The following is a 24,710-nucleotide window of genomic DNA, read 5'->3' on the forward strand; positions in this document are numbered from 1 at the left end:
AAACCACTTTTAGCAAATTAACTTATAACCGTAACCACGAACATTTATAATTTCAATATTACTGTCTTTTTTGAGTTTTTTTCTGAGTTTAGTGATAAATACATCCATGCTTCTCGCATTGAAAAAATCGTCATTGCCCCAAAGCTTATTCAAGATTAATGATCTGTTTAGTAATTCATTCTTGTTTTTTATAAGATGAAATAAAAGATGCGCTTCTCTATGAGTTAATTGCACGATATCTTCATCTTTAAACTGTAATGTTTGTTTAGGGAAATTGAAGGTGTAAGCACTAAATTGAATAATATCTGATTGTTTTTGCTCTTTTGTTCTGTTCAGAAGATTGTTAATCCTCACGATTAATTCTTCCATGCTAAAAGGCTTTTTTAAGTAATCATTACCGCCAATAGTAAAACCTTCAACTACATCTTGAGTTTGAGATTTAGCAGTAAGAAATATAATAGGTATAGCATTATCAATTTCACGAATTTCTTTTGCTAAAGTAAATCCATCTTTTTTTGGCATCATAACGTCTAATACCAATAATTCGGGATTTACAACAAGATAATTTTTTAAAGCCATTTCTCCATCCTCACATAAAATAATCTCAAAATCACGAGTTTCTAAACTTTCCTTTATAATATGTCCTAGTGCAGGTTCGTCTTCTGCTAATAAGATTTTTACCTTTTTAGTCATTGGGTAACAAAATTTTAAAAGAAGTTAAATTATTATTTAAATCAAGCGCAATAGAACCTCCATGTTTGTCAATTATTGTTTTAGTGTAATATAAACCAATTCCGTAACCTTTTATATCGTGGGTATTCCCTTTTGGGACACGATAAAACTTTTCGAAAATTCTATTTCTGCTCTCGTTTTTTAAAGTATTCCCATTATCATAAATTTGTATTTCTATGGTTTTAACTGATGTATTCAAGTAAATAGAAATTTCATTACCGCCATACTTAACAGCGTTATCAAGAATATTATTAAGTGCATTTTCAAAATGAAAAGGGTCGGCATTAATAGTAATTTGGTTATCACAAAAATCAGTTTTAAAAGTTTTTTCTAGATGTTGAATTTTATATCGGTTTACCAAAGTATCTAACAAAAGTGGCACATTAAGGGATTCTTTATTGAATTCTAAAGATTCACTATCTAAAGTAGCAGTCTCTAGAAGTTTTTCAACCATCAAATTTAATTTTGATAGTTGGGTTGTAGATATGTCTACGTATTTCTTGGTTTTCTCTTTATCATCAATAACATTAAAATTATTGATACTCTCTAGAGCAACCCCAATGGTAGCAATCGGTGTTTTAAATTCATGTGTAATATTACTAATCAAATCATTTTTCACTTCTGCTAATTGTTTTTGGTTTTTAATAATTTTTAGGAGGAAGAATAAACAGCTTATTACTGCCAGTATTAAAACTATGGATATTAAAATTGCTGTAAGCCCTTTTTTAAAAGCTACCCAATTTACATTTTCAAAATGAAGTGATAATATGCTGCCTTTTGGTAAGAATGTCGATTTTGAAGTGATGTTTAAAAGTTTATTATTTTGAATTGTATCAACTTTAGTTTTAACTTTTTGATCGTCTTTTTTGAAAAAACTAGAAAACCTTTTGTTAGGCTTTTTGTAATCCAATTTATAATTTAAATCTAAATTTTTAAGCATTAAATTGGCAATTAATAAACTGTCAATTTTATTAATATCGAGTGTGTCATTAGCAATAGATATAAAAATTTTAGATGTTAATAATTCTAAATTTTTATTTAGGCTATCACTATCAGTCTTAATGACGTGCAGTCTTTTTTCATGTGTAATTGAATCTTTTAACCAAAAAGGAAATTTATGCTTTTCTTCTTTTATTAAAAAAGAATCTGATTTTAACCCTTTAATCACTGTAATACCATCAATTAAATTTAGAGAGAGCGAATCTAACTCTTTAAATGATTTATTATTCTTGTCAACAGATTCTGAAAATTTTTCAAGTACTCCTTTTTTTAAACTTATTTTTTGTGTATCTCCATCAAAATTTAAGCCTAATGTTGTCTTTTGAGCTAAATTTGCATAGTAATCATCTACAGATTTATCTAAACTATACTGCACATCGTTAATTAATTGTTGCTTATTAGTAATATAGTTTTTGTAATTCCAATAGGCTTGTATACCAATAGTTGCAACTATTACAGCAGCTATAATGTAAAGTATATATTGGTGTCTTTTATCGTTCATACTTCAAAAGTAAAAGGAAATGCTTTAAGAAACCAAATTGGTTAACACACGTTAACACTAGTTAACTGAAAATTTAATCTTTACTTCTGTAATTTGTGTCATCAATAATCAAATAACGAAACAGTTATGAAAATCAAACAAATATCAATCATTATCGTAGCGCTTTCAGTTATAACTACTGTTAAAGCACAGGAATTTCAAGGTATTGCAACGTATAAATCTCATAGAAAAGTAGATTTAAAACTTAGTGATAAAATGAGTTCTGATAAGCAGAAAATGATACAAGAACAATTACGTAAACAGTTTCAACAAGAGTACACACTTAAGTTTAGTAAGTATGAATCTGTTTATAAGAAAGAAGAGAAGTTAGAGGCGCCAAATCCTGTAAAATCTGGATTTAACATTAAGGTGGTTCAAGGGAATGACATCATGTATAAAAACGTAAAAGAGCATAGATATACTGATAAAACAGAAATTTATGGAAAACAGTTTTTAATAAAAGATTCCTTAGTAAATAGAACATGGGAATTGATAAACGAAACCAAAAACATAGGGGAGTACACATGCTATAAAGCTGTTTTTAAAGAAGAATACACGACTCGTAGTATTAATGAACAGGGCGAATTCACAACAGTAACTAAGCCAAGAACCACAACTGTTTGGTATACGCCACAAATACCCATTAGCAATGGGCCTCAAGATTATTATGGGCTTCCAGGGTTGATTTTAGAGGTGAACGATGGGCAACTGACTTTGGTTTGTACAAAAATTGTAATAAATCCTGATGAAGCTATTGAAATTGAAGAACCAAAAAAAGGAAAAGAGGTTACCCAAGATGAATTTGATAAAATTCAGGAAAAGAAATCTGAAGAAATGATGGAGCAGTTTAGAGCAAGAAGAAGTGGTAGCGCAAGTGGCGAGAGGGTAATAATGCGAGTTGGAGGCTAAACACAATATTTTGTTTAATAATTACGTATATTTGTTAAACATAATTATTAACGTATCTATACATCATGAAAGTTTCCATTATTAAAATATTAATTTTTTGTCTCGTATTATTTTCAGTTAGTTCCATAAATGGACAAGACTTTCAAGGAAAAGCAGAATATGTTTATAAAGCACAAATGAATTTGGGTAGATGGGGAGCTAAAATGAGTGAACAACAAAAAAAGCAAGTAGCTGCACGATTAAAAAATAGATTAGAAAAAACCTATATTTTGACTTTCAGTAAAGAAGAATCGGTGTATAAAGAATACGAAAAATTAGATGCTTTGTCTGGAGCAACAGATTCTTGGGGCAAAAATTTTACACCAGGCGAGCAATATAAAAATGTTAAAACTAAAGTTTTTAAACAAGACCAAGAGTTTTATGGAAAACGATTTTTAATTAAAGATGGTTTACTAGTTTTAAATTGGAAAATGGATTCTGAAACAAAACAAATAGGTAATTATTTGTGTTTTAAAGCCACTTGTTTATTGCCTTCTTCTCAACTTTCTTTTTGGGAGTTTTCTTGGAGTAAATTGAGAAATGAATCTAAAGAAAGTGATGATGATAAGAAAGAAATAGAAGAGATGTCTAGCGAAAAAAATGAGCCAAATGAATATGAAGAAATTCCAATGACTGAAATTACAGCATGGTATACAGCTCAGGTGCCAGTAAGTCAAGGACCTTCTGAGTTTTGGGGGCTTCCAGGACTAATTTTAGAACTTAACATTGGTAGTACAACAATACTCTGTTCTAAAATTGTGATGAATCCAGAAGAAAAAACTAAAATAAAAGCTCCAGATAAAGGAGAAGAAGTTACTAGAAATGAATATCAAGAAATTATTTTCAAAAAAATGAAAGAATTTAGAGAAAATAGAGTTGGAAGAAGATACAGTAGGTAGCCTTTTCGATACCATATAATTTTAACATTTATTTAATAAAACAAGGTTAAACTAATTGTTTAAACAATGGTCTTAATGGTGTCTTTTTAAAGCAAAATTTATGTTCTATAATTGCATATATTGCTAAAGCTTTAAATTTAAAACTCGTATCATGAATATAGCCATTTCAAAACGCACACTTTTAGTTCTAGTTTTTTTAGTTTCAATTTCAATCACAGCACAAGATTTCCAAGGTAAAGCATATTACATTTCTAAAACAGACGCTGATATGAACAATTTTGGCCGTCCAGATATGACTGAAGATCAAAAGAAGCGAATGGCAGAACGTTTAAAAAGTATGTTTGAAAAAAAATATATACTAACGTTTAACAGGGCTGAATCTATTTTTAAAATTGAAGAACAACTTGAAGGCCCATCACAAGGTCAAGGAAGTGGAAGGTTTGGTGCTATTATGTCTGGTGCTATTGATGGAGTGAAATATAAAAATGTTCAAACAAAACAATCGTTAAGTGAACATGAGCTTTTTGGAAAACTGTTTTTAATAACAGGCGATTTGCCAAAATTGGAATGGAAAATTACTGGAGAGACAAAACAAATTGGTGCTTACACTTGCTTTAAAGCAACGGCAATTAAAACGTGGGAAGACTTTGATATGACAAGCCTTAGAAGACCGCCAAACACTAATGAAGATGAATCTGGAGAAAAACCAAAAGTAGAAGATGAGAAACCTAAAGATGTTGAAGTAGTGGCTTGGTACACCATGCAAATTCCAGTAAATCAAGGTCCAGGAGACTATTGGGGGCTTCCCGGGTTGATTTTAGAAGTTAGTACTGATAAAACTACCATATTATGTTCTAAAATTGTACTGAATCCAAGTGAAAAATTCGTGATAAAAAAACCTTCAAAAGGAAAAGAAATTACTAAAGAAGAATATGTAGAAACTGCTGTAAAAAAAATGCAAGAGATGAGAGAAAATTTCAGAAGAAGAGGTGGTAGGCAAGGCGGCGGCGGAAGACGATAATATTAAACTAACCAAAACCAGATGAAATTAAAACTAACCATAATTTTCACCTTGATGGTAACCCTTTGGGTTTTCTCAAATAAAACTGCAAGGTATCGTAAAAGATAGCATAGGCAATCCTCTTGAATTGGCAAATGTTGTAGCTATAAATCAAGAAACAAGTGCTTTAGAATCTTACGGCATTACAAACGATAAGGGTAAATATATCTTGTCTTTAGGTAAAAATTCCAAATACAAACTTCAGGTGAGCTATATTGGTATGAAAACCTATGAAGAACTCATTGAAACTACTAGTAATAATATCGATAAAGATATTACAATGGCAGCAGATAATGCTCTAGATGCTGTAGAGTTGACTTACGAAATGCCTGTGACCATAAAGGGAGATACTTTAATTTACAATGCAGATTCTTTTAAAAATGGCACAGAACGAAAACTCGAAGATATTCTTGAAAAGTTACCTGGAGTTGAGGTTAACGATGAAGGTCAAATTGAAGTTGAGGGGCAACGTGTTACTAAACTTATGGTAGATGGTAAAGACTTCTTCGATGGCGATACAAAACTGGCAACCAAAAATATCCCTTCAAATGCTGTAGATAAAGTTCAAGTTTTAAAAAATTATTCTGAAGTGAGTCAGTTAAGTGGCGTAACCAATAATCAAGATAATTATGCCATAAACATAAAACTTAAAGAAGGTAAAAAGAATTTTTGGTTTGGAAATGTTACCGTTGGAGGAGGTGCTTCAACAGAAAACGAACTTTACATTGCGCAACCTAAGCTGTTTTATTACAGCCCTAAATACAGTATTAATCTTATTGGTGATTTAAATAATACAGGAGAACCTGCTTTAAACCGAAGAGATTTACAAGGTTTTGGCGGCGGTTTTAGATCTCCAGGGCGAGATAGTGGCACCAATTTAAGTTTGGGAAATAATAATCTAGGCTTTTTGGCAACGCAAAATAACAGAGCACAGGATATAGAAAATAAATTGGCAGCAAGTAACTTTAGTTATTCGCCCAATAAGGCTTTAGATTTAAGTGGTTTTGGTATTTTTAATAGTAGCCGTGTAGATTTACGTCAAAAAAACTCAGTACAATATACCAACCCAAATTTAGGTATTCCTGATGAAGATACTGATCAAATGACACGACAACGTTCAGATATTGGATTGCTTAAAATGAGTGCGGTTTATAAGCCAAACGTTAATAATCAAATAGATTATGATATTTTAGGACGCATTACTAAAGAGTCTCAAGACAGAAGTTTATTATCATCAGTTCTAGGAAATACCACTCAGTTAGAAGAAAATACGCCATATAGTATAAGTCAGAATTTTAATTATTATTATACATTAAATGAAGACAATATTTTTTCTTTTGAAGCGCAACATTTATTGCAAGATGAAGATCCGTTTTACAATGCGATTTTAGAAGATAAAGCTAGTTATCAAACAATTGGAGATAATTTAGGTTTAGATCCAAATCAAATAGGATATAATATCAACCAAGACAGACGTGTAAAATCAAATCAGTTAGAAGCTAAATTAGATTATTGGAATATTCTAAATTCTAAAAGTAATATCAATTTCACATTAGGAACTATTGTAAGCCGTCAAGATTTTAACTCTAACATGTTTCAAACTTTAGATGATAATTCTAATTTCGACCCAACACCAATATTTAATGATGGCAGAGATACAAACGATACGCAATATAATTTTAGCGATATTTATTTAGGTGCACACTATACTTTAAAAGCCGGAATATTTACGTTTACACCCGGGATTTCTGCCCATGCTTACAGTAATGGTAACGATCAGTTTGGACAAGAATATCAAGATAATTTCTTTTTAGTGCTTCCAGATTTTTTAACACGTATCCAATTTAAAAAGAGTGAAAGCTTAACATTGCGATACAATATGCGCAACCAGTTTACTGATGTTACTAATTTAGCGAGTGGTATCGTATTAAATAACTTTAACAGCATCCAGATAGGAAATCCAGAATTGCAGAACGCATTAACCAATAACATTAGCTTGTTCTACAGAAGTTTTAACATGTTTAATTATACCAATGTGTTTGCTTCAGTAACCTATAGTAATGCTATAGATCAAATACGTTCCTTGTCAAATTTTGAAAGTGTTGTAAGAACAAATAATTTCTTTAATTCAGGATTTGCAGATGAAAGTGTGAGTGCCTTCGGGAGAGTGCAACGTACCTTTGGAAAGCTTAGAGCAGGTTTAAATACTAGATTTAATTATAGTAAGTTTAATCAGTTTATTCAAGGAGATCGTTCTATTAATGAGAGTTTCAGTCAAACATACACACCAGAGTTACGTTCTAATTTTAGAGAAGCACCAAACTTTAAAATTGCATATCGTTATGCAGTAAATGAAAATACACAAGGCGGTAGAAGCACCAAGTTTACAACAAACGCACCTTCTATTTCATTTGATGCTTATATCTGGAAATCGTTAACATTTTTAACCAGCTATTCTTATAACAGACAAAGTAATCCAAATGGTTCACCACAAGAGTTTGAAATATGGGACGCATCGTTATCTTACAGAAAAGACAAAGATTCAAAGTTTGAATATCAGATAAAAGCAACCAACCTTTTAAATACAACTTCACAAATCCAAAACGGCAATAATAATGTATCGGTATTTGCTTCGGAATATTTTATTCAACCTCGTTTTTTGACGTTTAGGTTGAGGTATGAGATTTAGGAGCGATTCGTTTAATATTTCGCTGATGTGAAATCGTTTTAATGTTTTATATCTGATGTTAAACTACTTAAGATTACATTTAATAAATTTAAGTATTAATCAGAAAGAATATAAGAGAAGAATAAGTTAAACCATGAGACTTTAGATCTCGCTAGCTTTTACAATCCCTTCTTTTTTACTACTTAAATCTCGTTTTCAAGTTGTTGTAATGTGAGTAGCGCCTGTTCTTTCTAAAATTCAGTTTTTGTATAGTTAAAAATTTCATAAAATCAAGTTACAATCAAACAAAAAAGACCACTATAAAGTGGCCTTTTTTAAAAAGTATATTTAAGGTTTTAACTTAATCTCTCAGTACATGAATTACACCTGTAATGGTATGCGGGTTACCATTACGATCTTCATAGTTCCCAGCAAAATTAATATCAATATATTTGCCAACATTTCCTAGAGCAGTTACGTTATAAGTAATGTTGTTATTGTTGTCAGACATGCTAATACATTCGGCTATAAATATACCTGTGTCATTTACATCCTGAAAGTCTAAGTTGTCATAAGTGCCTGTGTGTGGGGCATCATTTAAAGTTCCAAATAAGTAGAAACATTTATTATTGCCTCCCACTTCTCTTTGCGCTGAAATGTTTAAACTATTGCTATTTCCATTTGTACCACTATCATCATCACCAAATGTAGCTTGAATGTTTGTGGCTATAAATATATTTTCTCCAGTTTCACCATCAATGTTATATTGAATAAATTCTGTTACTGTATTACAAGATTGTAGATTTCCTAAATTAGTTTCAGCTGCATTAAATGTATAGTTTATAGCTCCTGTGGTTTGTAAGTTATCTGTATCTATTGCTTCAATTGAAAAACTATCAGATGAAGAACATCTTAACAAATTAATTTCAAAAACACCATCGGTTACTGTGTCGTAGAATGTTTGGTCGCCATAAGTTAATACTACATAACCATTTGTAATTGGGTTTTCATTACAATCAGCAAAAGTACCTAATACAGTTTCTTGAATAATATTGGAAGATTCTTGAATTACAACAGTAATGCTATCATCAACATTATAAGGCCCTATTGTTGCTGTGTAAATTACGTTTGAACCACAAATTGCAAAATCGTAAACATTAATTTCTAATGTTTCTCCACTAGGAATTAATCCGCATACTTCTCCAAGTTCATTGGTGTAACCACCTCGTGAGCCATAGGTGTTACTTGTAATAGTAACTCTGGTATTTGCAAAAGCAGTATCATCTTCATTAATTACAGTAACACAAAGGTTTACTGCTTCGGCTGGAATATCGCAATTCCAAAACGAAAAATGTGTTACTGTTCCTATGTAATTGTTACCAACTAAGGTTGCTTGTCCTTGTTCAATCCAATAGCCTTTATCTTCATCAAAATACCAAAGTGGAATGGAACTTGGTGCAGTAGATAATAAGTTGGCATCAACGGGTATTTTTAGTTCTGCCGAACTGTTTTCTGCTAAATTTAAATCTTCACCAGCAGTTCCTCTTAGTTCTACTGCTAACATACCTAAAGTTTGCAGCATGCGCTCTTCATTAGCTTCATTTTCGGCATACAACATTCCAGGCATTTGTAATGCTACATTGGCATCTGTGGGGTCTAAATGATGAACAATAACATCTAAGTCGCCTGAATAAGGTGTGCCATCTTCTTTAATATAATCTCCTTTTAAACTTACAGAAGCACCATTAGCTATTGCAATGGTTTTTTCTGTTCCACTTGCTGTAGTGCCAGCTACGGTTTCTTCTAAAAGCATAATACTTACTTTATTTATACCGTTGGTTGGGACTAATGCACGCGAGCCATGAATGTAGCCTGATTTTTCTGCTCTTACATACGCAAAACGCTGGTTGACTTGAGCGTCTTTGATATTGAAAACACCATTTTCGTCGGTTTGTACTTGGTCTGAGCCAATTGATATGGTAACGCCTTCAATAGGATTACTATTTTTGTCAATAATGTTGCCAAGAAAAGATCTAGTGATTTCTGCTCCAAAATTTTCACTAAAATTAGATGATGTGTCATCTTTTTGGTCGTCGTTAGATAAGTTGTCTTTGTTGCAGGACAAAACCATACCTAATAGTAGAAATGGTAAAATAAGTTTAAATCTCATAATGATTAATATTTGTAGGTTAAATAATTTGGGTGTTGACTGCTAAAGCAGTCATATGCTTATAAAACAGTTGAGGTTGTGAAATTCCTACCCTTGTATTGAAAAAAATAAAAAAACTTTAAATATTACCAAAACATCTAAATATGGTTTTAGATATTTGGAGATTTGTTTAACGGTTTTATCTAATAACAATTGCAGGTTTAAGTACTAGGGTTTTTTTAAATGAAAAATCAGATGTAGCAATATAAACCTACCTTTTTTACCACAAAACAGCAATTATTTTCATAAGTTGCTACCTTCTGGTTTTATTTCGCTAGTTTAATTTTTATTACAATTTCTCTGTTTTCTTTGTCAATATCTTTTAAAGTGTTGCTCTCTGTTAAATTCAATTCAGATAGTATTTTGTATTATTTATGTCAGATTCCGAATTACACGAAAAGAGAAATAGAGTTAATAAAATGAATAGGTTTTTCGGCATTCTAAATATTGGTTTTCAGCCTGTAAATACATAAGTAAAGTTCCGTTTCAATGAACTTTGTCGGTTATTAAATGAATTTATAACTTTTTTCTGGCAAATTCAAGTTGGTGTAAATAAAAAGACCACTTACAAAAGTGGTCTTTTTAAATATTTATAAAGTTCTATTCTACAAATCAAAAGCACTCTTAACATTATCCACATAATCCAACTTTTCCCAAGTAAATAACTCCACATCAAGTGTTATAGTTTCTCCATTAGGTTGAGAAAACGTTTTATTAATTGTTCTGTTGGTTCTTCCCATATGTCCATAAGCAGCAGTTTCGCTATACATTGGCGAACGTAATTTTAAACGTTCTTCAATGGCAAACGGGCGCATATCAAAAATTTGAGAAACCTTTTCAGCAATTTCTCCATCGGTCATATTGAATGGACAAGTACCATAGGTGTCTACAAAAATCCCCATAGGTTCAACCACACCAATAGCATAACTAACCTGCACTAAAATTTCATCGGCAACACCAGCAGCTACTAAGTTTTTAGCAATATGTCGAGTGGCATAAGCTGCACTTCTATCTACTTTACTTGGATCTTTTCCAGAAAAAGCCCCACCACCATGAGCACCTTTTCCACCGTAAGTGTCAACAATAATTTTACGACCAGTTAACCCAGTATCTCCATGTGGCCCACCAATTACAAATTTACCTGTTGGATTAATATGATATTTAATATCGCTGTTAAATAGCTTTTGAATATTTTCAGGCAATTTAGCAACAACTCTAGGAATTAAAATATCCACAATATCTTTTCTGATTTTTGCCAACATAGTGTCATCATCTGCAAAATCATCATGTTGAGTAGATACTACAATTGCATCAATACGTTGTGGGATATTGTCATCACTATATTCAATAGTTACTTGACTTTTAGAATCGGGTCTTAAATAATCAATGTCTTTACTTTCTCTTCGTAATTCAGCTAATTCAATTAGAATACGATGAGATAAATCTAAAGCCAATGGCATAAAATTTTCCGTTTCGTTGGTAGCGTAACCAAACATCATCCCTTGGTCTCCCGCACCTTGTTGTTCTTTACTGCCTCTGTCAACCCCTTGGTTAATGTCTTCAGATTGTTCGTGAATTGCAGAAAACACACCACAAGAATTGCCATCAAACATATATTCGCCTTTTGTATAGCCTATTTTGTTAATAGTGTCTCTGGCAATTTTTTGTACATCTAAATACGTTTTAGATTTAACTTCGCCAGCAAGCACTACTTGACCTGTAGTTACAAGAGTTTCGCAAGCTACTTTAGAATCTACATCAAACGCTAAAAAATTGTCAATTAAGGCGTCACTAATTTGGTCAGCTACTTTATCTGGGTGTCCTTCAGAAACACTTTCCGAAGTGAATAAATATGGCATAATTTTTATTTTAATAAGTAGGATTTGACGGGAAACGTCTCAGGAGTTTACACTGCCTTTAGCATTTTTACTTATACAATTTTAAAAATGTATAAAGAGGTTGCAATCAGTCAAATCCTTCCTCTATGATTTATGAAATGCAAAAGTAAAAAAATAAAAGAAAACGGAAATAGATTTTAACTTTTTTCATTAGAAAAATTGGTCAAATCATTTTAATTTCAAATATTTGTCATTCAAATGAAAAAAGAGATTTTAAATAGCATTTCTATCAATGTCATTGTGATTATTTCACAAGGATAAGGAACGCTATTTGATAATTAAAATATGTTATTAGCCTTCCTAAAATAAATGGAAGGTTTTTTTATGACTTTTTTTCTTTTGGGCATCATAAAATAATCATATTAAATAATTGTTAGTCAGGTGTTTACAAAAATAATTACTCTAGTGAATTTAACCCATTGGAATCTTGTTTGACAACCGTAAATAAGTAAAGAATTATTTTCGTTATCTGAAATTGAGGATTAATGTTAAAATTCTTAAAGTGATTAAAGGATTTTAACTAAATCAGTAAAAACCTAAAACTATTTTCAATAAAAATGAAAGAACTCAATAAATATAGTAAAAGATTAACTCAAGATGAATCTCAACCAGCTTCTCAAGCTATGTTGTATGCTGCTGGCTTAACCGATGAGGATATGCAAAAAGCTCAGATCGGTATTGCTAGTACAGGTTACGACGGAAATCCCTGTAACATGCATTTAAATGGGTTAAAGGATGAAGTGAAAATTGAGTGTAATATAGCTGGTTTAGTAGGTTTGGGTTTTAATACTATTGGTGTTAGTGATGGTATTTCCATGGGAACTTCAGGAATGAATTATTCGTTAGCGTCTCGTGATATTATTGCAGATTCTATTGAAACGGTAATGCAAGCGCAAAGTTATGATGGTTTAATTTCTGTGGTTGGTTGTGATAAGAATATGCCTGGTGCTGTAATAGCAATGTTGCGTTTAAATCGTCCTTCAATTATGATGTATGGTGGAACGATTAGGTCTGGAAATTATAAAGGCAAAAAATTAAATATTGTGTCAGCTTTTGAGGCTTTAGGTCAAAAAGTGGCTGGAGAAATTGAAGAAGAAGAATACAGAGAAATTATAAAAAGAGCTATCCCAGGAGCAGGGGCTTGTGGAGGTATGTATACCGCAAATACTATGGCTTCAGCTATAGAATGTATGGGGTTTGCGTTACCTTATAATTCTTCTATTCCTGCTGAAAACCCTAATAAGTTATCTGAAGCAGAACGACATGCAATAGCGATTAAAAACTTGTTGAAATTGGATTTAAAACCGTTAGATATTATTTCTAAAAAATCCATTGAGAATGCTATTGCACTTGTAAATGCCTTAGGTGGTTCTACTAATGCAGTATTACACTTTTTAGCGATTGCACATGCTGCGGATATCAATTTTACTTTAGCAGATTTTCAACGAGTTAGTGACAGAACACCTTTAATAGGCGATTTAAAACCTAGTGGAAAATACTTAATGGAAGACGTTCATGGCGTTGGTGGCACACCAGCCGTAATGAAATATTTACTTGAAAATGGCTATTTACATGGGGATTGTTTGACAGTAACAGGAAAAACATTAGCAGAAAATTTAGCAGATGTTGAACCATTATCTTTTGAAGATGATAGTCAAGATGTTATTTATCCAAAAAATAAAGCATTAAAGCCTTCTGGTAATTTACAGATTCTTTATGGTAATCTTGCAGAAGAAGGTGCAGTAGCAAAAATTTCTGGAAACGAAGGTTTATTGTTTGAAGGAAAAGCTGTGGTATATGATGGAGAACAAGCTGCAAATACAGGTATTTCAAATGGAGAAGTACAACGAGGAGATGTAGTCGTCATTCGTTATGTAGGTCCAAAAGGAGGTCCTGGAATGCCAGAAATGTTAAAACCAACATCATTAATTATGGGTGCAGGATTAGGGAAATCTGTAGCTTTAATTACAGATGGTCGTTTTTCTGGAGGAACTCACGGTTTCGTTGTTGGGCATATCACTCCAGAAGCACAGTCTGGTGGTACTATCGGGTTATTAAAAACTGGAGATAAAATTAGAATTAGTGCTGAAGATAATAAGATTGATGTTTTAATTTCTGATGAAGAATTAGCAGAAAGAAAAGCGCAATGGGTACAACCTCCATTAAAACATAAAAAAGGCATATTATATAAATATGCGAAATCGGTAGCATCGGCTTCTAAAGGCTGTGTAACTGATGCATAATAGATAAAATTTTTCATTCCTGTGAAAGCAGTCCCGATTTTCGGGGTCATAAATTTAAATGAGAATTATGAATACAGAAACAATAAAAAAAGAACAGAATAATTCAGCTAAAACAGAGCGTATTTCAGGTTCTGAAGCCATCATAAGATGTTTAATAGCTGAAGGTGTAGATATACTTTATGGTTATCCAGGAGGTGCAATTATGCCAGTTTACGATGAATTATTCAAATACCAAGATAGAATTCATCATGTATTAACGCGCCATGAACAAGGTGCTGCTCATGCAGCTCAAGGTTATGCGAGAATTTCTGGTAGAGTAGGTGTCGCTATGGCAACATCTGGTCCAGGAGCAACTAACTTAGTTACTGGAATTGCAGATGCACAAATAGATTCAACTCCATTAGTGTGTATAACAGGTCAAGTGCCGTCACATTTATTAGGTACAGATGCTTTTCAAGAAACTGATATTGTTGGTATTTCTACGCCAGTTACAAAATGGAATGCGCAAGTAACTAAAGCATCACAAATCCCTGAGGTTATAGCTAAAGCATTTTACATCGCTAAAAGTGGAAGACCAGGGCCTGTTCTTGTAGATATTACTAAAGATGCACAGTTTGAGGAATTTGATTTTAAATATGAAAAGTGTACTGGTATCAGAAGTTATAATCCTGTACCGCAAACGAACATTGATGATGTTAAAGCTGCTGCTAAACTAATCAATAACGCTAAAAAACCAATGATTGTTTGGGGGCAAGGTGTTATTTTAGGAAAAGCGGAAGAAGAGTTAAAAGCAGTTGTTGAAAAAGCTGGAATTCCATCGGCTTGGACAATTTTAGGAGCGTCGGCAATTCCAACATCACATCCATTAAATATTGGTATGGTTGGAATGCACGGAAATTATGCACCCAATAAATTAACCAATGAATGTGATGTATTAATCGCTATTGGGATGCGTTTTGATGACCGTGTAACGGGCGATTTGAGAACCTATGCAAAACAGGCTAAAATCATTCATTTTGATATAGACCCTGCTGAAATCAACAAAAACGTAAAAGTTGATGTTGCTGTGTTGGGTGATTCAAAAGAAAGTCTAGCATTGTTACATTCTGAATTAAAAGAAAACACGCACACGTCATGGCATCAAGAATTTAAAGACTTGTACGCTATTGAATATGATGCGGTTATTAAAGATGATTTACATCCTGATAAAGAAGGCCTAACCATGGGTGAAGTATTAAAGGAAATAAATACACATAGCAATGGTGATGCAGCAATTGTTTCAGATGTTGGTCAACATCAAATGATTGCTTGTCGTTATGCAGAATTTAACCATTCTAAAAGTAATATCACTTCTGGTGGTTTAGGTACTATGGGATTTGCTTTGCCAGCGGCAATAGGTGCTAAAATGGCAGAGCCACATCGCGAAGTTGTAGCAATTATTGGAGATGGTGGTTACCAAATGAATATTCAAGAATTAGGGACTATTTTTCAGCAAAAAACGGCTGTTAAAATTGTGGTATTAAATAACGAATTCTTAGGGATGGTACGCCAATGGCAACAATTGTTTTTTGATAAACGATATGCGTCAACCGAAATGACAAACCCAAATTTTGTAGCTATTGCAGAAGGGTATTATATTAAAGCAAAAAAAGTAACAAAAAGAGAAGAATTGGCTGATGCTGTAAAAGAAATGATGGCATCAAAAGAGTCTTATTTCTTAGAAGTTTGTGTTGAGAAAGAAGATAATGTATTTCCAATGATTCCTTCAGGAGCTTCGGTTTCAGATGTAAGGTTAAGTTAGTATTTAATAAAATTAAAATGAGTCAAGATATAAAATCATTCACAATATCAGTTTATACTGAAAATAACATAGGATTACTAAATCGTATTTCTGCTATTTTTCAACGTAGACATATCAATATTGAAAGTTTAACTACATCACAATCTGAGATTGAAAACGTAAATCGTTTCGTTATAGTAGTTCACGTTACAGAAGACCAAGCGAATAAAATAGTAAGACAGATAGAAAAGCAAGTTGAAACTATTCGCGCTTACTATCATACAGATGAAGATACTATTTATACTGAATCTTGTATGATTAAAATCAAATCAGATTTACTATTTGAAGAACCTCAAATTCAGAATATTGTAAAAGAGAGTCACGCTAGAATTGTTACTGTAAACAAAGAGTTTTTTGTATTGGAGAAATCTGGCAGACGTTATGAAATTGAAGAATTAAGAGAGAAGTTTAACAAATTTGGTATCATGCAATTTGTGCGTTCAGGTAGAATTGCTGTAACTAAAGATGAAATGAAAGTAACCGAATTGCTAAAGGCATTCGAAAATCAATAACAAATCAAAATTAAATAAACATCCACAGATTTTAAGGATGTTAACAGACTATTAAATCAATAAAGTAAAAATGGAAAATTATTTTAACACACTTACATTAGCTGGAAAATTAAACCAATTGTCTAAATGTAGATTTATGGATGCATCAGAATTTGCTGATGGTGTAAACGCATTAAAAGGCAAGAAAATTGTAATTGTTGGTTGTGGAGCACAAGGATTAAACCAAGGATTAAACATGAGAGATTCTGGTTTAGATATTTCTTATACCTTACGTGATGCTGCTATTAAAGAAAAGCGTGCATCTTTTGTAAACGCAACTGAAAACGGATTTAATGTTGGGACTTACGATGAGTTAATTCCAACTGCTGATTTAGTGTTAAATCTTACTCCAGATAAACAACACACAAACGTTGTTAAAGCTGTAATGCCTTTAATGAAAAAAGGAGCTACATTATCTTATTCTCATGGTTTTAATATCGTTGAGGAAGGGATGCAGGTTCGTGAAGATTTGACGGTAATTATGTGTGCACCTAAGTCTCCAGGGTCTGAAGTTCGTGAAGAATACAAAAGAGGTTTTGGTGTACCAACATTAATTGCTGTACACGAAGAAAACGATCCTGAAGGAAAAGGTTGGGCGCAAGCAAAAGCTTATGCGGTTGCAACTGGAGGAGATAAGGCAGGTGTTTTAGAATCGTCTTTCGTAGCAGAGGTAAAGTCAGATTTAATGGGTGAGCAAACTATTTTATGTGGTTTATTACAAACTGGTTCTATCCTTTGTTTTGATAAAATGGTAGAAAAAGGAATTGACGCTGGTTATGCTTCAAAATTAATTCAATACGGTTGGGAAACTGTAACTGAAGGTCTTAAATACGGTGGTGTAACTAACATGATGGATAGACTTTCTAACCCTGCTAAAATTAAAGCTTTTGAATTATCAGAAGAATTAAAAGAAATTATGCGTCCGTTATTCCAAAAGCATATGGATGATATTATGGAAGGTAATTTTTCTAGCGGAATGATGGCAGATTGGGCTAATGGAGATGAAAACTTATTAGGTTGGAGAGCTGCAACTGCTGAAACTAATTTTGAAAAAACACCAGCTGGAGATGTTGAAATCTCTGAGCAAGAGTATTATGATAATGGAGTGCTAATGGTAGCAATGGTAAGAGCAGGTGTAGAATTGGCTTTTGAAGCAATGACTGAATCTGGAATTATCGATGCTTCTGCTTATTACGAGTCTTTACACGAAACGCCACTTATTGCAAATACAATTGCAAGACGTAAATTATATGAAATGAATAGTGTGATTTCTGATACTGCAGAGTACGGGTGTTATTTATTCGATCACGCATGTAAGCCATTATTAACAGATTTCATGAAGAAGATTGATACCGATGTTATTGGTAAGCCTTATGCAAAAGATAACGGCGAAGGTGTTGATAATGCAAGATTAATCGAAATTAATGCAATTTTAAGAGCGCATCCAGTTGAAAAAGTGGGGACATTCTTAAGAACATCTATGACGGCTATGAAGCCAATAGTTTAAAACTCAACTAAACTAAATAGTACATTTTTGTACATAGCCTCGCATGTTAATTCATGTGGGGTTTTTTGTGTTTAAAAGTGATGAAAGGTTCGTTTGATAATCACTCAAAATATTTAATTATGTAACTTGCATGAGTAAATTTAATTTGAGTAAGATGAATCAGGAAAAAACACATATTTTCCTAGCATTAGTGATGTAGAATTAGCTGCGAGTACTATTAAAAATGTATCAGCAGTAACACCATTAAATGCTAACTTGAGGTATTCTAAAACTTTTTATGCTAATATTCTTCTAAAGCGAGAAGATTTGCAACAAGTGCGTTCCTATAAAATAAGAGGTGCTTATAACAAAATAAGCTCTTTGTCTTCTGAGGAATCTAAAAAGGGAGTGGTTTGTGCAAGTGCTGGGAATCATGCTCAAGGTGTTGCCTTATCCTGTAAATTATTGGAAATCAAAGGTACAATTTTTATGCCTACACCAACACCAAACCAAAAACTAGAACAAGTAAAAATGTTTGGCGAAGAATTTATCGAAATCAAATTAGTTGGTGATACTTTTGATGATGCGTACTATGCAGCAAAAGAAGAATGTGAACGCCTAAATAAAACTTTTATCCATCCATTTAACGATATAAAAGTAATAGAAGGGCAAGCAACTGTTGGTCTAGAAATTTTAAATCAAACCGATGCACCTATCGATTATGTTTTTGTGCCTGTTGGAGGTGGTGGTTTATCTGCGGGATTATCAACAGTTTTCAAAATATTATCTCCTAATACCAAAATCATTGGGGTAGAGCCAGAAGGAGCACCTTCAATGTCGGTTTCAATACAAAATAATAAAAACACTACAATTGATAAAATTGAAAAGTTTGTGGATGGAGCTGCCGTAAAGCGTGTAGGCGATTTGACTTTTCCAATTTGTAAACAGAATTTGGATGCAATGATTACGGTTCCAGAAGGTAAAATATGTCAGACTATTTTAGAGCTTTACAATAAAGACGCCATTGTAGTAGAGCCTGCAGGAGCACTAAGTTTAGCTGCATTAGATTTTTTAGTAGATGAAATTAAAGGTAAAACAGTAGTTTGTGTGGTAAGTGGCAGTAATAATGACATAACAAGAACCGCAGAAATTAAAGAACGTGCTTTACTCTATAAAAATCTAAAACATTATTTTATTGTGAAGTTTCCGCAACGCGCTGGAGCTTTAAAAGAATTTGTGGTTGATATTTTGGGGCCAAACGATGATATCACACATTTTGAATACACTAAAAAAACCAATCGCGAAAACGGAGCTGCTGTAGTGGGGATTGAGTTGAAATCTGCTAATGATTTAAAACCTTTAATCGCCAAAATGAAGGAAAGAAATTTTTATGGTGATTACTTAAATGATACACCAGATTTGTTCCGATTTTTAGTGTAGGTAATAGTTGTTTTTGGATTTAACAATTTAAAATTGTAATCCTATCTATCTATCTATCTATCTATCTATAATAGATTTTTAAACTAGGAAAGAATATTTAATAATTGTACTAAATAATCTTTCCTAGTATGTATAAATGTTTTATTCTTTAATAACCTTTTTTGTGAATTGATTATTTCCTGAAAAAAGTTTAACAAAGTATAATCCAGATTTCAATGAAGACATATCTATTAAACTACCAGTAGATTCTAATATTCTTGCACCTTTTGTGTCAAAAATTTGTATTAAGTCTATTTTTTGATTGGTCTCAATAGTTAAACTCGATTTAATTGGGTTAGGATATAGCTTAAACAAATCTGGATTAGAAATAATTGTTTGTTTCGTTTTATTCACCTCAGGATTATTAGTAGATGAATTGCTGTTTGAGCCTTTATAGCTGTAATATCCATATCCTCCGCAATAAGATGATAGAGGAATTGACTTTGTAATGGTTCTTATTTGACCGCATTCATTAGTTATTTTAAGAATAACATAAACAGAGTTGTAAAATTGTTGCATTTGTATCATGTTTCCATAGTTACTTTGATAAAGTATTTGACCATTTATAGGATTCCAGTCATATTGTAATCCATTTTTGTAACTAGCTGTTAAATAAAAAGGAGTATTTAAACAAACATTGTAAGGACCTTGTATAGTTACGCTTGTCATAGATGTACATCCACCGCTAGAAGATACCGTAATTGGTAAAAAACTTGAACTAGTAATGTTTTCGACAGGACAACCATTTTTAAAATAAAAAGTTACAGTTGCATTTCCATTTGCTCCAGGTTTTGGAGTAAGCTTAATATAACTATTGTTTGGGCCATATATTGGAGTCTCAAATAAAGAAGGGTTTGATACGCTTATCGATGTGATTTTTTTGTTTTTGAGTAAGCCTGGGACATTATATGTTCCTTGAGAGCTTAAAATTGGAGGCCCAACTACTGAGGTGTTACCCCAATCAATAGAGCCGTAACACTTTGCAAAATAAGTTAAATCTGATGTTCCATAGTTAGGGTGATTTATATTATGCCTAAGTAATGGGTCTGGGCCATTTTTAGACACCCAATCTTTTCCATTTCCATTAGGATCTGGGTCAAAATCGGCACTATGTCCACCTCCGGTAAATGTCGCATTTTGTAATTGATAAATTACTTTATCTGCATATTGTATATTAGAGCCAGTTACTTTTCTATAGCTATTATCTCCATCGGGCCCATCTAGATAATACCTCACAGCTCCCTCGCTTGGAAAAGAGTTGTCGGATTCCATCCAGCATGTGCCCCCACCTCCTTCAGATTTATGGAATGCATAAAAATGACAATTATAGTCTGGACTACCATTTGTTAGTACAGTCCTAACTGGAACACTTGTGCTTTTTGGAGTGTATACATTGTTGCATTGTCCATGAATAGTAATGCTTAAAAAATAAAAAAATTGAATAGTAAAGTTTTTTTTGTTCTCATGGTTTATTGTTTAGTTGTTAATAATCTAACCTAGTGTCGAGAACTTAACAGCGCCTCAATAAACTGAATCCCATGAGTAACCTAATCTTAAATTTATTACATAAATTATATTAAACTATAATGAAGCCAATAAAGAGAATTCCTAATTATAAGCATTAATTACGAAAGTAATTTACTATAGCAAATAAAATTTGAGAGGTAAAGGCTATAAATATATATAAAGTATAATTAATTTCAAAATTTGAAATAAGATTTTAAACTCAAATTTCGTTTGTTATTTATTTGAAAGATTTACGGAAATGAAATTATATAATACTAATTATGATAGTTTATATCTTTTTAAAAGACTTTTTTACAATAACTATTGTGTTGAATTCTCATGTAAAATTACTGTTGTATCTTAATTTTGAATTAATTTTATCGACTATTGTAAAACCATTTTATTCTAAACATTGGGTATCTTAGCAACAGTAAAAATAAAACTATGAGTAAGACTAAAACAAATATTCCAGAAGATTATCAAATCAAATCATTATTACATCAAAGCACATATTTAGTTGATGGTGAATTGAAACAATGGAATGGTGATACTGCCGAAATATATTCTACAATTTCTTCAACAGAAACATATAAACCTAAGCTTTTAGGTACAATTCCTCAGTTAGGAGAGAAGGAGGCTTTAGAGGCCTTAAATTCTGCTACAAAAGCCTATGATAAAGGTCAAGGATTATGGCCTACCATGAAAGTCATAGATCGTATAGCTTGCATGGAAAAGTTTGTAGAGGAAATGAAAACCAAGCGTGATGAAGTTGTAAAATTATTGATGTGGGAGATTGGTAAAAACTTACCAGATTCTCAAAAAGAGTTTGATAGAACTGTTGATTATATTTATGATACAATTGAAGCTTACAAAGAAATAGACAGAGATTCTGCGAGATTTGAAAAAAACTCTGGGGTTTATGCCCATATTCGTAGAGGGCCCTTAGGTGTTGTTCTGTGTTTAGGTCCATATAATTATCCGCTTAATGAAACATTTTGTTTATTGATTCCAGCTTTAATTATGGGAAATACAACTATTTTTAAACCTGCAAAAATTGGTGTGTTATTGATTTCGCCTTTGTTGGAAGCATTCCAGAACAGTTTTCCTAAAGGTGTGGTTAATATAGTTTATGGTCGTGGCCGCGTACTTGCAACACCAATAATGAAATCGGGAGAGGTTGATGTTTTAGCTCTTATTGGGAATAGTAAATCTGCAAACGCACTTCAAAGTCAACATCCAAAGGGGAATAGATTAAGAATGGTTTTAGGTTTAGAGGCAAAAAATCCTGCTATTGTTTTACCTGATGCTGATTTAGATTTAGCAGTTGATGAATGTATCGCAGGTTCATTATCATTTAATGGGCAACGTTGCACGGCTCTAAAAGTGTTGTATGTTCATGAGTCTGTAGTCGAAGAATTCAATAGACGATTTGCTTATAAAGTAGATCAATTAAAATTTGGAAACCCTTGGGATGAAGGTGTAAAATTAACACCGCTTCCTGAATCAGATAAACCAGAATATATTCAAGAATTAATTGACGATGCCACAAAAAAAGGCGCCTCAATTTTAAACAAACGAGGAGGGGAGACTACTGATAATTTTATTTTCCCAGCAGTATTATTTCCTGTTACTAAAGACATGCGTGTTTTTGAAGAAGAACAATTTGGTCCAGTAGTACCAATAGTTTCTTTCTCTGATATAGAAGAACCTTTAGATGATATGGCAGAATCTGATTATGGACAACAAGTGAGTCTCTTTGGAAAAAATGTAACAACACTTTCGCCATTAATTGATACTTTGGTAAACTTGGTGTGTCGTGTTAATCTAAATAGCTCATGTCAACGAGGACCTGATGTATATCCTTTTACAGGACGAAAAGACTCCGCGGTTGGGACATTGAGTGTCTCTGATGCATTACGCTCTTTTTCAATAAGAACATTTGTGGCTTCAAAAGATAATGAGTACAATAATGCTATTTTGAATGAATTGCTAGAGAAGAAAACTTCTAATTTTATGAGTACGGATTATATTTTGTAAATTAAAAACTGGAACAATAATTAATTTAGGATGTCAATAGAAAATAGAAGCAATTTTTTTTAAGTGTAGCTTTATGTTTCATATTGGGTATAACAAGTTGCAGTCAACCAAAACCAGAAAAACCAAATTTTTTATTCATAGCTATAGATGATATGAATGATTGGGTTGGCTATCTTAAAGGTCATCCACAAGCTATTACTCCTAATATAGATAAATTAGCTAAAAAGGGTGTAGCATTTACCAATGCTCATGTTTCAGCTCCTGGTTGTTCTCCCAGTAGAAATGCTTTGCTGTATGGAATAGAGCCATTTAATTCTGGTTTGTATTCGTTTTATGATCATGATATTCATAGACAGTTAATGGAAAAATATACAAGTTTGCCAAGGCTGTTAAAAGAAAATGGATATCAAACTTATGGTGCGGGGAAAATTCATCATGGTTCTAATGTAGATAAACGTGAATGGACAGATTATTTAGAGACTAAGGGTGATAATAAAATTTTTAAAGAAGATGAAGGTTATCAAATTGGTAAAAGTAAAAAGATGTCTTTTAGACCGACATATCATAAAGAAGAAGGTCATATTGACTACAAAGTAGCAACCTATGGTATCGATGTTTTAAATGAAAAGCATGATGAACCTTTCTTTTTAGCTGTTGGGATTGTTAAGCCACATTTACCTTTTGATGCTCCTAAACGATTTTTTGATGCCTTACCAGAATACATTGAACCTCCTCAGATTTTGGAAAGTGATTTAGATGATATTTCCACAGTAGGTAATAGTATGCGCAGACCAAGTGATGATAAACGTTTTAAAAAAGATGAAGTTTGGGAAGATGTAAGACGGGCATATCTTGCCTGTGTTTCTTGGGCAGATTTCAATATTGGTAGAGTATTGGATGCACTTGAAAAAAGCGATTATGCAGATAATACTGTGGTAGTTCTCTGGTCTGATCATGGTTATCATCTTGGTGAAAAAATGAGTTTTAGAAAATTTACACTATGGGAAGAGGCTACTCGTGTTCCTTTTATAATTTATGATACTCGAAATAAAGGTGTGGAATCAAGTACGAAAAACCCAGAAGCGGTATCATTAATAAATATCTACAAAACCATAGCAGAAATGGCTGATATAAATACGCCAAACTATGTTGACGGAATAAGTTTGGCGTCTGTTTTAAAAGATTCTAGTCAATCAATTGAACAACCGGCGATAACATCATGGGGAAGAGGTAATTACTCTGTTAGAACAAGAGAATGGCGATACATACGATATTTTGATCAATCAGAAGAATTATACAATCATATTGAAGATGAAAATGAATGGCATAACCTGAGTGATATGCCACAATTTGAATCAAAGAAGGCTGCCTTGGCAAAATTATTACCTGAGTATGAAGCTCCAATAGTGGAGAATTTTATTGCTGCCTGGAGTGTCGAAGGTGCTGATAAAAAACGATTAAAAGCCTCGTCTAAGTCAGACAAATAATAATCATTTTATTTGGGAAAGCATAAATTAAATAGAAACTTAGTGAGTTCATTTCCTTTCAATGAATAAAACTATACAATAATTCGAGTAGTATATTTATCTTTGTAAAACTGAAAGCAATTATAAA

The 24,710-nt window shown here is 32.5% G+C and carries 16 protein-coding genes; 11 read left to right on the forward strand and 5 right to left on the reverse strand.

Features of this window, described 5'->3' with window-relative positions:
• Positions 1-9: 9 nt before the first annotated feature.
• Both AC0L5U_RS16855 and AC0L5U_RS16860 read right to left on the reverse strand, forming a co-directional pair.
• Positions 10-693 (reverse strand): response regulator transcription factor, encoded by a 684-nt coding sequence (locus AC0L5U_RS16855; protein ID WP_473417617.1) that lies wholly within the window; start codon positions 691-693, stop codon positions 10-12.
• Positions 686-2,233: a sensor histidine kinase gene (locus tag AC0L5U_RS16860; RefSeq protein WP_473417618.1), complete on the reverse strand. Its 1,548-nt coding sequence runs from the start codon at positions 2,231-2,233 to the stop codon at positions 686-688. Before AC0L5U_RS16860 ends, AC0L5U_RS16855 begins: the two co-directional genes overlap by 8 nt.
• Positions 2,234-2,359: 126 nt before the next feature.
• Between AC0L5U_RS16860 and AC0L5U_RS16865 the strand changes: the two genes are divergently transcribed.
• The 4 genes from AC0L5U_RS16865 (at position 2,360) to AC0L5U_RS16880 (ending at position 7,868) form a co-directional block, all read left to right on the forward strand.
• Positions 2,360-3,181 (forward strand): GLPGLI family protein, encoded by an 822-nt coding sequence (locus AC0L5U_RS16865; RefSeq protein ID WP_473417620.1) that lies wholly within the window; start codon positions 2,360-2,362, stop codon positions 3,179-3,181.
• Positions 3,182-3,246: 65 nt separating this feature from the next.
• Positions 3,247-4,119 carry a GLPGLI family protein gene (locus tag AC0L5U_RS16870; protein ID WP_473417621.1) on the forward strand — a complete coding sequence of 291 codons (873 nt, stop codon included), beginning with the start codon at positions 3,247-3,249 and terminating at the stop codon, positions 4,117-4,119.
• Between the two features lie 151 nt (positions 4,120-4,270).
• Positions 4,271-5,140: a GLPGLI family protein gene (locus AC0L5U_RS16875; protein ID WP_473417622.1), complete on the forward strand. Its 870-nt coding sequence runs from the start codon at positions 4,271-4,273 to the stop codon at positions 5,138-5,140.
• A gap of 127 nt (positions 5,141-5,267) precedes the next feature.
• Positions 5,268-7,868: a TonB-dependent receptor gene (locus AC0L5U_RS16880; protein WP_473417623.1), complete on the forward strand. Its 2,601-nt coding sequence runs from the start codon at positions 5,268-5,270 to the stop codon at positions 7,866-7,868.
• A 340-nt stretch (positions 7,869-8,208) separates the two neighbouring features.
• Here the strand turns inward: AC0L5U_RS16880 and AC0L5U_RS16885 are convergent, their stop codons facing one another.
• Together AC0L5U_RS16885 and metK are read right to left on the reverse strand one after the other, a co-directional pair.
• Positions 8,209-10,017 (reverse strand): hypothetical protein, encoded by a 1,809-nt coding sequence (locus AC0L5U_RS16885; protein WP_473417624.1) that lies wholly within the window; start codon positions 10,015-10,017, stop codon positions 8,209-8,211.
• Between the two features lie 644 nt (positions 10,018-10,661).
• Positions 10,662-11,915, reverse strand: coding sequence for a methionine adenosyltransferase (gene metK / locus AC0L5U_RS16890; RefSeq protein WP_473417625.1), 1,254 nt, complete (start codon positions 11,913-11,915; stop codon positions 10,662-10,664).
• 596 nt (positions 11,916-12,511) lie between these two features.
• Between metK and ilvD the strand changes: the two genes are divergently transcribed.
• The 5 genes from ilvD (at position 12,512) to ilvA (ending at position 19,514) form a co-directional block, all read left to right on the forward strand.
• Positions 12,512-14,197, forward strand: a complete 1,686-nt coding sequence (gene ilvD, locus AC0L5U_RS16895; RefSeq protein ID WP_473417626.1) for a dihydroxy-acid dehydratase — start codon at positions 12,512-12,514, stop codon at positions 14,195-14,197.
• 67 nt (positions 14,198-14,264) lie between these two features.
• Positions 14,265-15,998 carry a biosynthetic-type acetolactate synthase large subunit gene (gene ilvB, locus AC0L5U_RS16900; protein ID WP_473417627.1) on the forward strand — a complete coding sequence of 578 codons (1,734 nt, stop codon included), beginning with the start codon at positions 14,265-14,267 and terminating at the stop codon, positions 15,996-15,998.
• A 17-nt stretch (positions 15,999-16,015) separates the two neighbouring features.
• Positions 16,016-16,549, forward strand: a complete 534-nt coding sequence (ilvN, locus tag AC0L5U_RS16905) for an acetolactate synthase small subunit (protein WP_473417628.1) — start codon at positions 16,016-16,018, stop codon at positions 16,547-16,549.
• 70 nt (positions 16,550-16,619) lie between these two features.
• On the forward strand, positions 16,620-18,095 hold the full coding sequence (gene ilvC / locus AC0L5U_RS16910) for a ketol-acid reductoisomerase (protein ID WP_473417629.1): 1,476 nt from the start codon (positions 16,620-16,622) through the stop codon (positions 18,093-18,095).
• A 186-nt stretch (positions 18,096-18,281) separates the two neighbouring features.
• Positions 18,282-19,514 carry a threonine ammonia-lyase IlvA gene (ilvA, locus tag AC0L5U_RS16915; RefSeq protein ID WP_473418320.1) on the forward strand — a complete coding sequence of 411 codons (1,233 nt, stop codon included), beginning with the start codon at positions 18,282-18,284 and terminating at the stop codon, positions 19,512-19,514.
• Positions 19,515-19,655: 141 nt separating this feature from the next.
• On the opposite strand, the gene AC0L5U_RS16920 is transcribed toward ilvA, so the two are convergent.
• On the reverse strand, positions 19,656-20,825 hold the full coding sequence (locus AC0L5U_RS16920; RefSeq protein WP_473417630.1) for a T9SS type A sorting domain-containing protein: 1,170 nt from the start codon (positions 20,823-20,825) through the stop codon (positions 19,656-19,658).
• A 678-nt stretch (positions 20,826-21,503) separates the two neighbouring features.
• Between AC0L5U_RS16920 and AC0L5U_RS16925 the strand changes: the two genes are divergently transcribed.
• Both AC0L5U_RS16925 and AC0L5U_RS16930 read left to right on the forward strand, forming a co-directional pair.
• On the forward strand, positions 21,504-23,096 hold the full coding sequence (locus AC0L5U_RS16925; protein ID WP_473417631.1) for an NADP-dependent glyceraldehyde-3-phosphate dehydrogenase: 1,593 nt from the start codon (positions 21,504-21,506) through the stop codon (positions 23,094-23,096).
• Positions 23,097-23,179: 83 nt separating this feature from the next.
• Positions 23,180-24,583: a sulfatase gene (locus AC0L5U_RS16930; protein ID WP_473417632.1), complete on the forward strand. Its 1,404-nt coding sequence runs from the start codon at positions 23,180-23,182 to the stop codon at positions 24,581-24,583.
• Positions 24,584-24,710: the final 127 nt, after the last annotated feature.

It is taken from the genome of Jejuia sp. G7-7 (assembly GCF_055808955.1).

What these genes read in the sequence shown, in the direction of transcription:
- AC0L5U_RS16870 (WP_473417621.1), top strand. Translation starts at nt 3,247, where the DNA reads ATGAAAGTTTCCATTATTAAAATATTAATTTTTTGTCTCGTATTATTT.
- AC0L5U_RS16855 (WP_473417617.1), bottom strand. Translation starts at nt 693, where the DNA reads ATGACTAAAAAGGTAAAAATCTTATTAGCAGAAGACGAACCTGCACTA.
- AC0L5U_RS16865 (WP_473417620.1), top strand. Translation starts at nt 2,360, where the DNA reads ATGAAAATCAAACAAATATCAATCATTATCGTAGCGCTTTCAGTTATA.
- AC0L5U_RS16925 (WP_473417631.1), top strand. Translation starts at nt 21,504, where the DNA reads ATGAGTAAGACTAAAACAAATATTCCAGAAGATTATCAAATCAAATCA.
- AC0L5U_RS16860 (WP_473417618.1), bottom strand. Translation starts at nt 2,233, where the DNA reads ATGAACGATAAAAGACACCAATATATACTTTACATTATAGCTGCTGTA.
- AC0L5U_RS16885 (WP_473417624.1), bottom strand. Translation starts at nt 10,017, where the DNA reads ATGAGATTTAAACTTATTTTACCATTTCTACTATTAGGTATGGTTTTG.
- ilvC (WP_473417629.1), top strand. Translation starts at nt 16,620, where the DNA reads ATGGAAAATTATTTTAACACACTTACATTAGCTGGAAAATTAAACCAA.
- ilvD (WP_473417626.1), top strand. Translation starts at nt 12,512, where the DNA reads ATGAAAGAACTCAATAAATATAGTAAAAGATTAACTCAAGATGAATCT.
- ilvB (WP_473417627.1), top strand. Translation starts at nt 14,265, where the DNA reads ATGAATACAGAAACAATAAAAAAAGAACAGAATAATTCAGCTAAAACA.
- metK (WP_473417625.1), bottom strand. Translation starts at nt 11,915, where the DNA reads ATGCCATATTTATTCACTTCGGAAAGTGTTTCTGAAGGACACCCAGAT.
- ilvN (WP_473417628.1), top strand. Translation starts at nt 16,016, where the DNA reads ATGAGTCAAGATATAAAATCATTCACAATATCAGTTTATACTGAAAAT.
- AC0L5U_RS16875 (WP_473417622.1), top strand. Translation starts at nt 4,271, where the DNA reads ATGAATATAGCCATTTCAAAACGCACACTTTTAGTTCTAGTTTTTTTA.
- AC0L5U_RS16920 (WP_473417630.1), bottom strand. Translation starts at nt 20,825, where the DNA reads ATGGAATCCGACAACTCTTTTCCAAGCGAGGGAGCTGTGAGGTATTAT.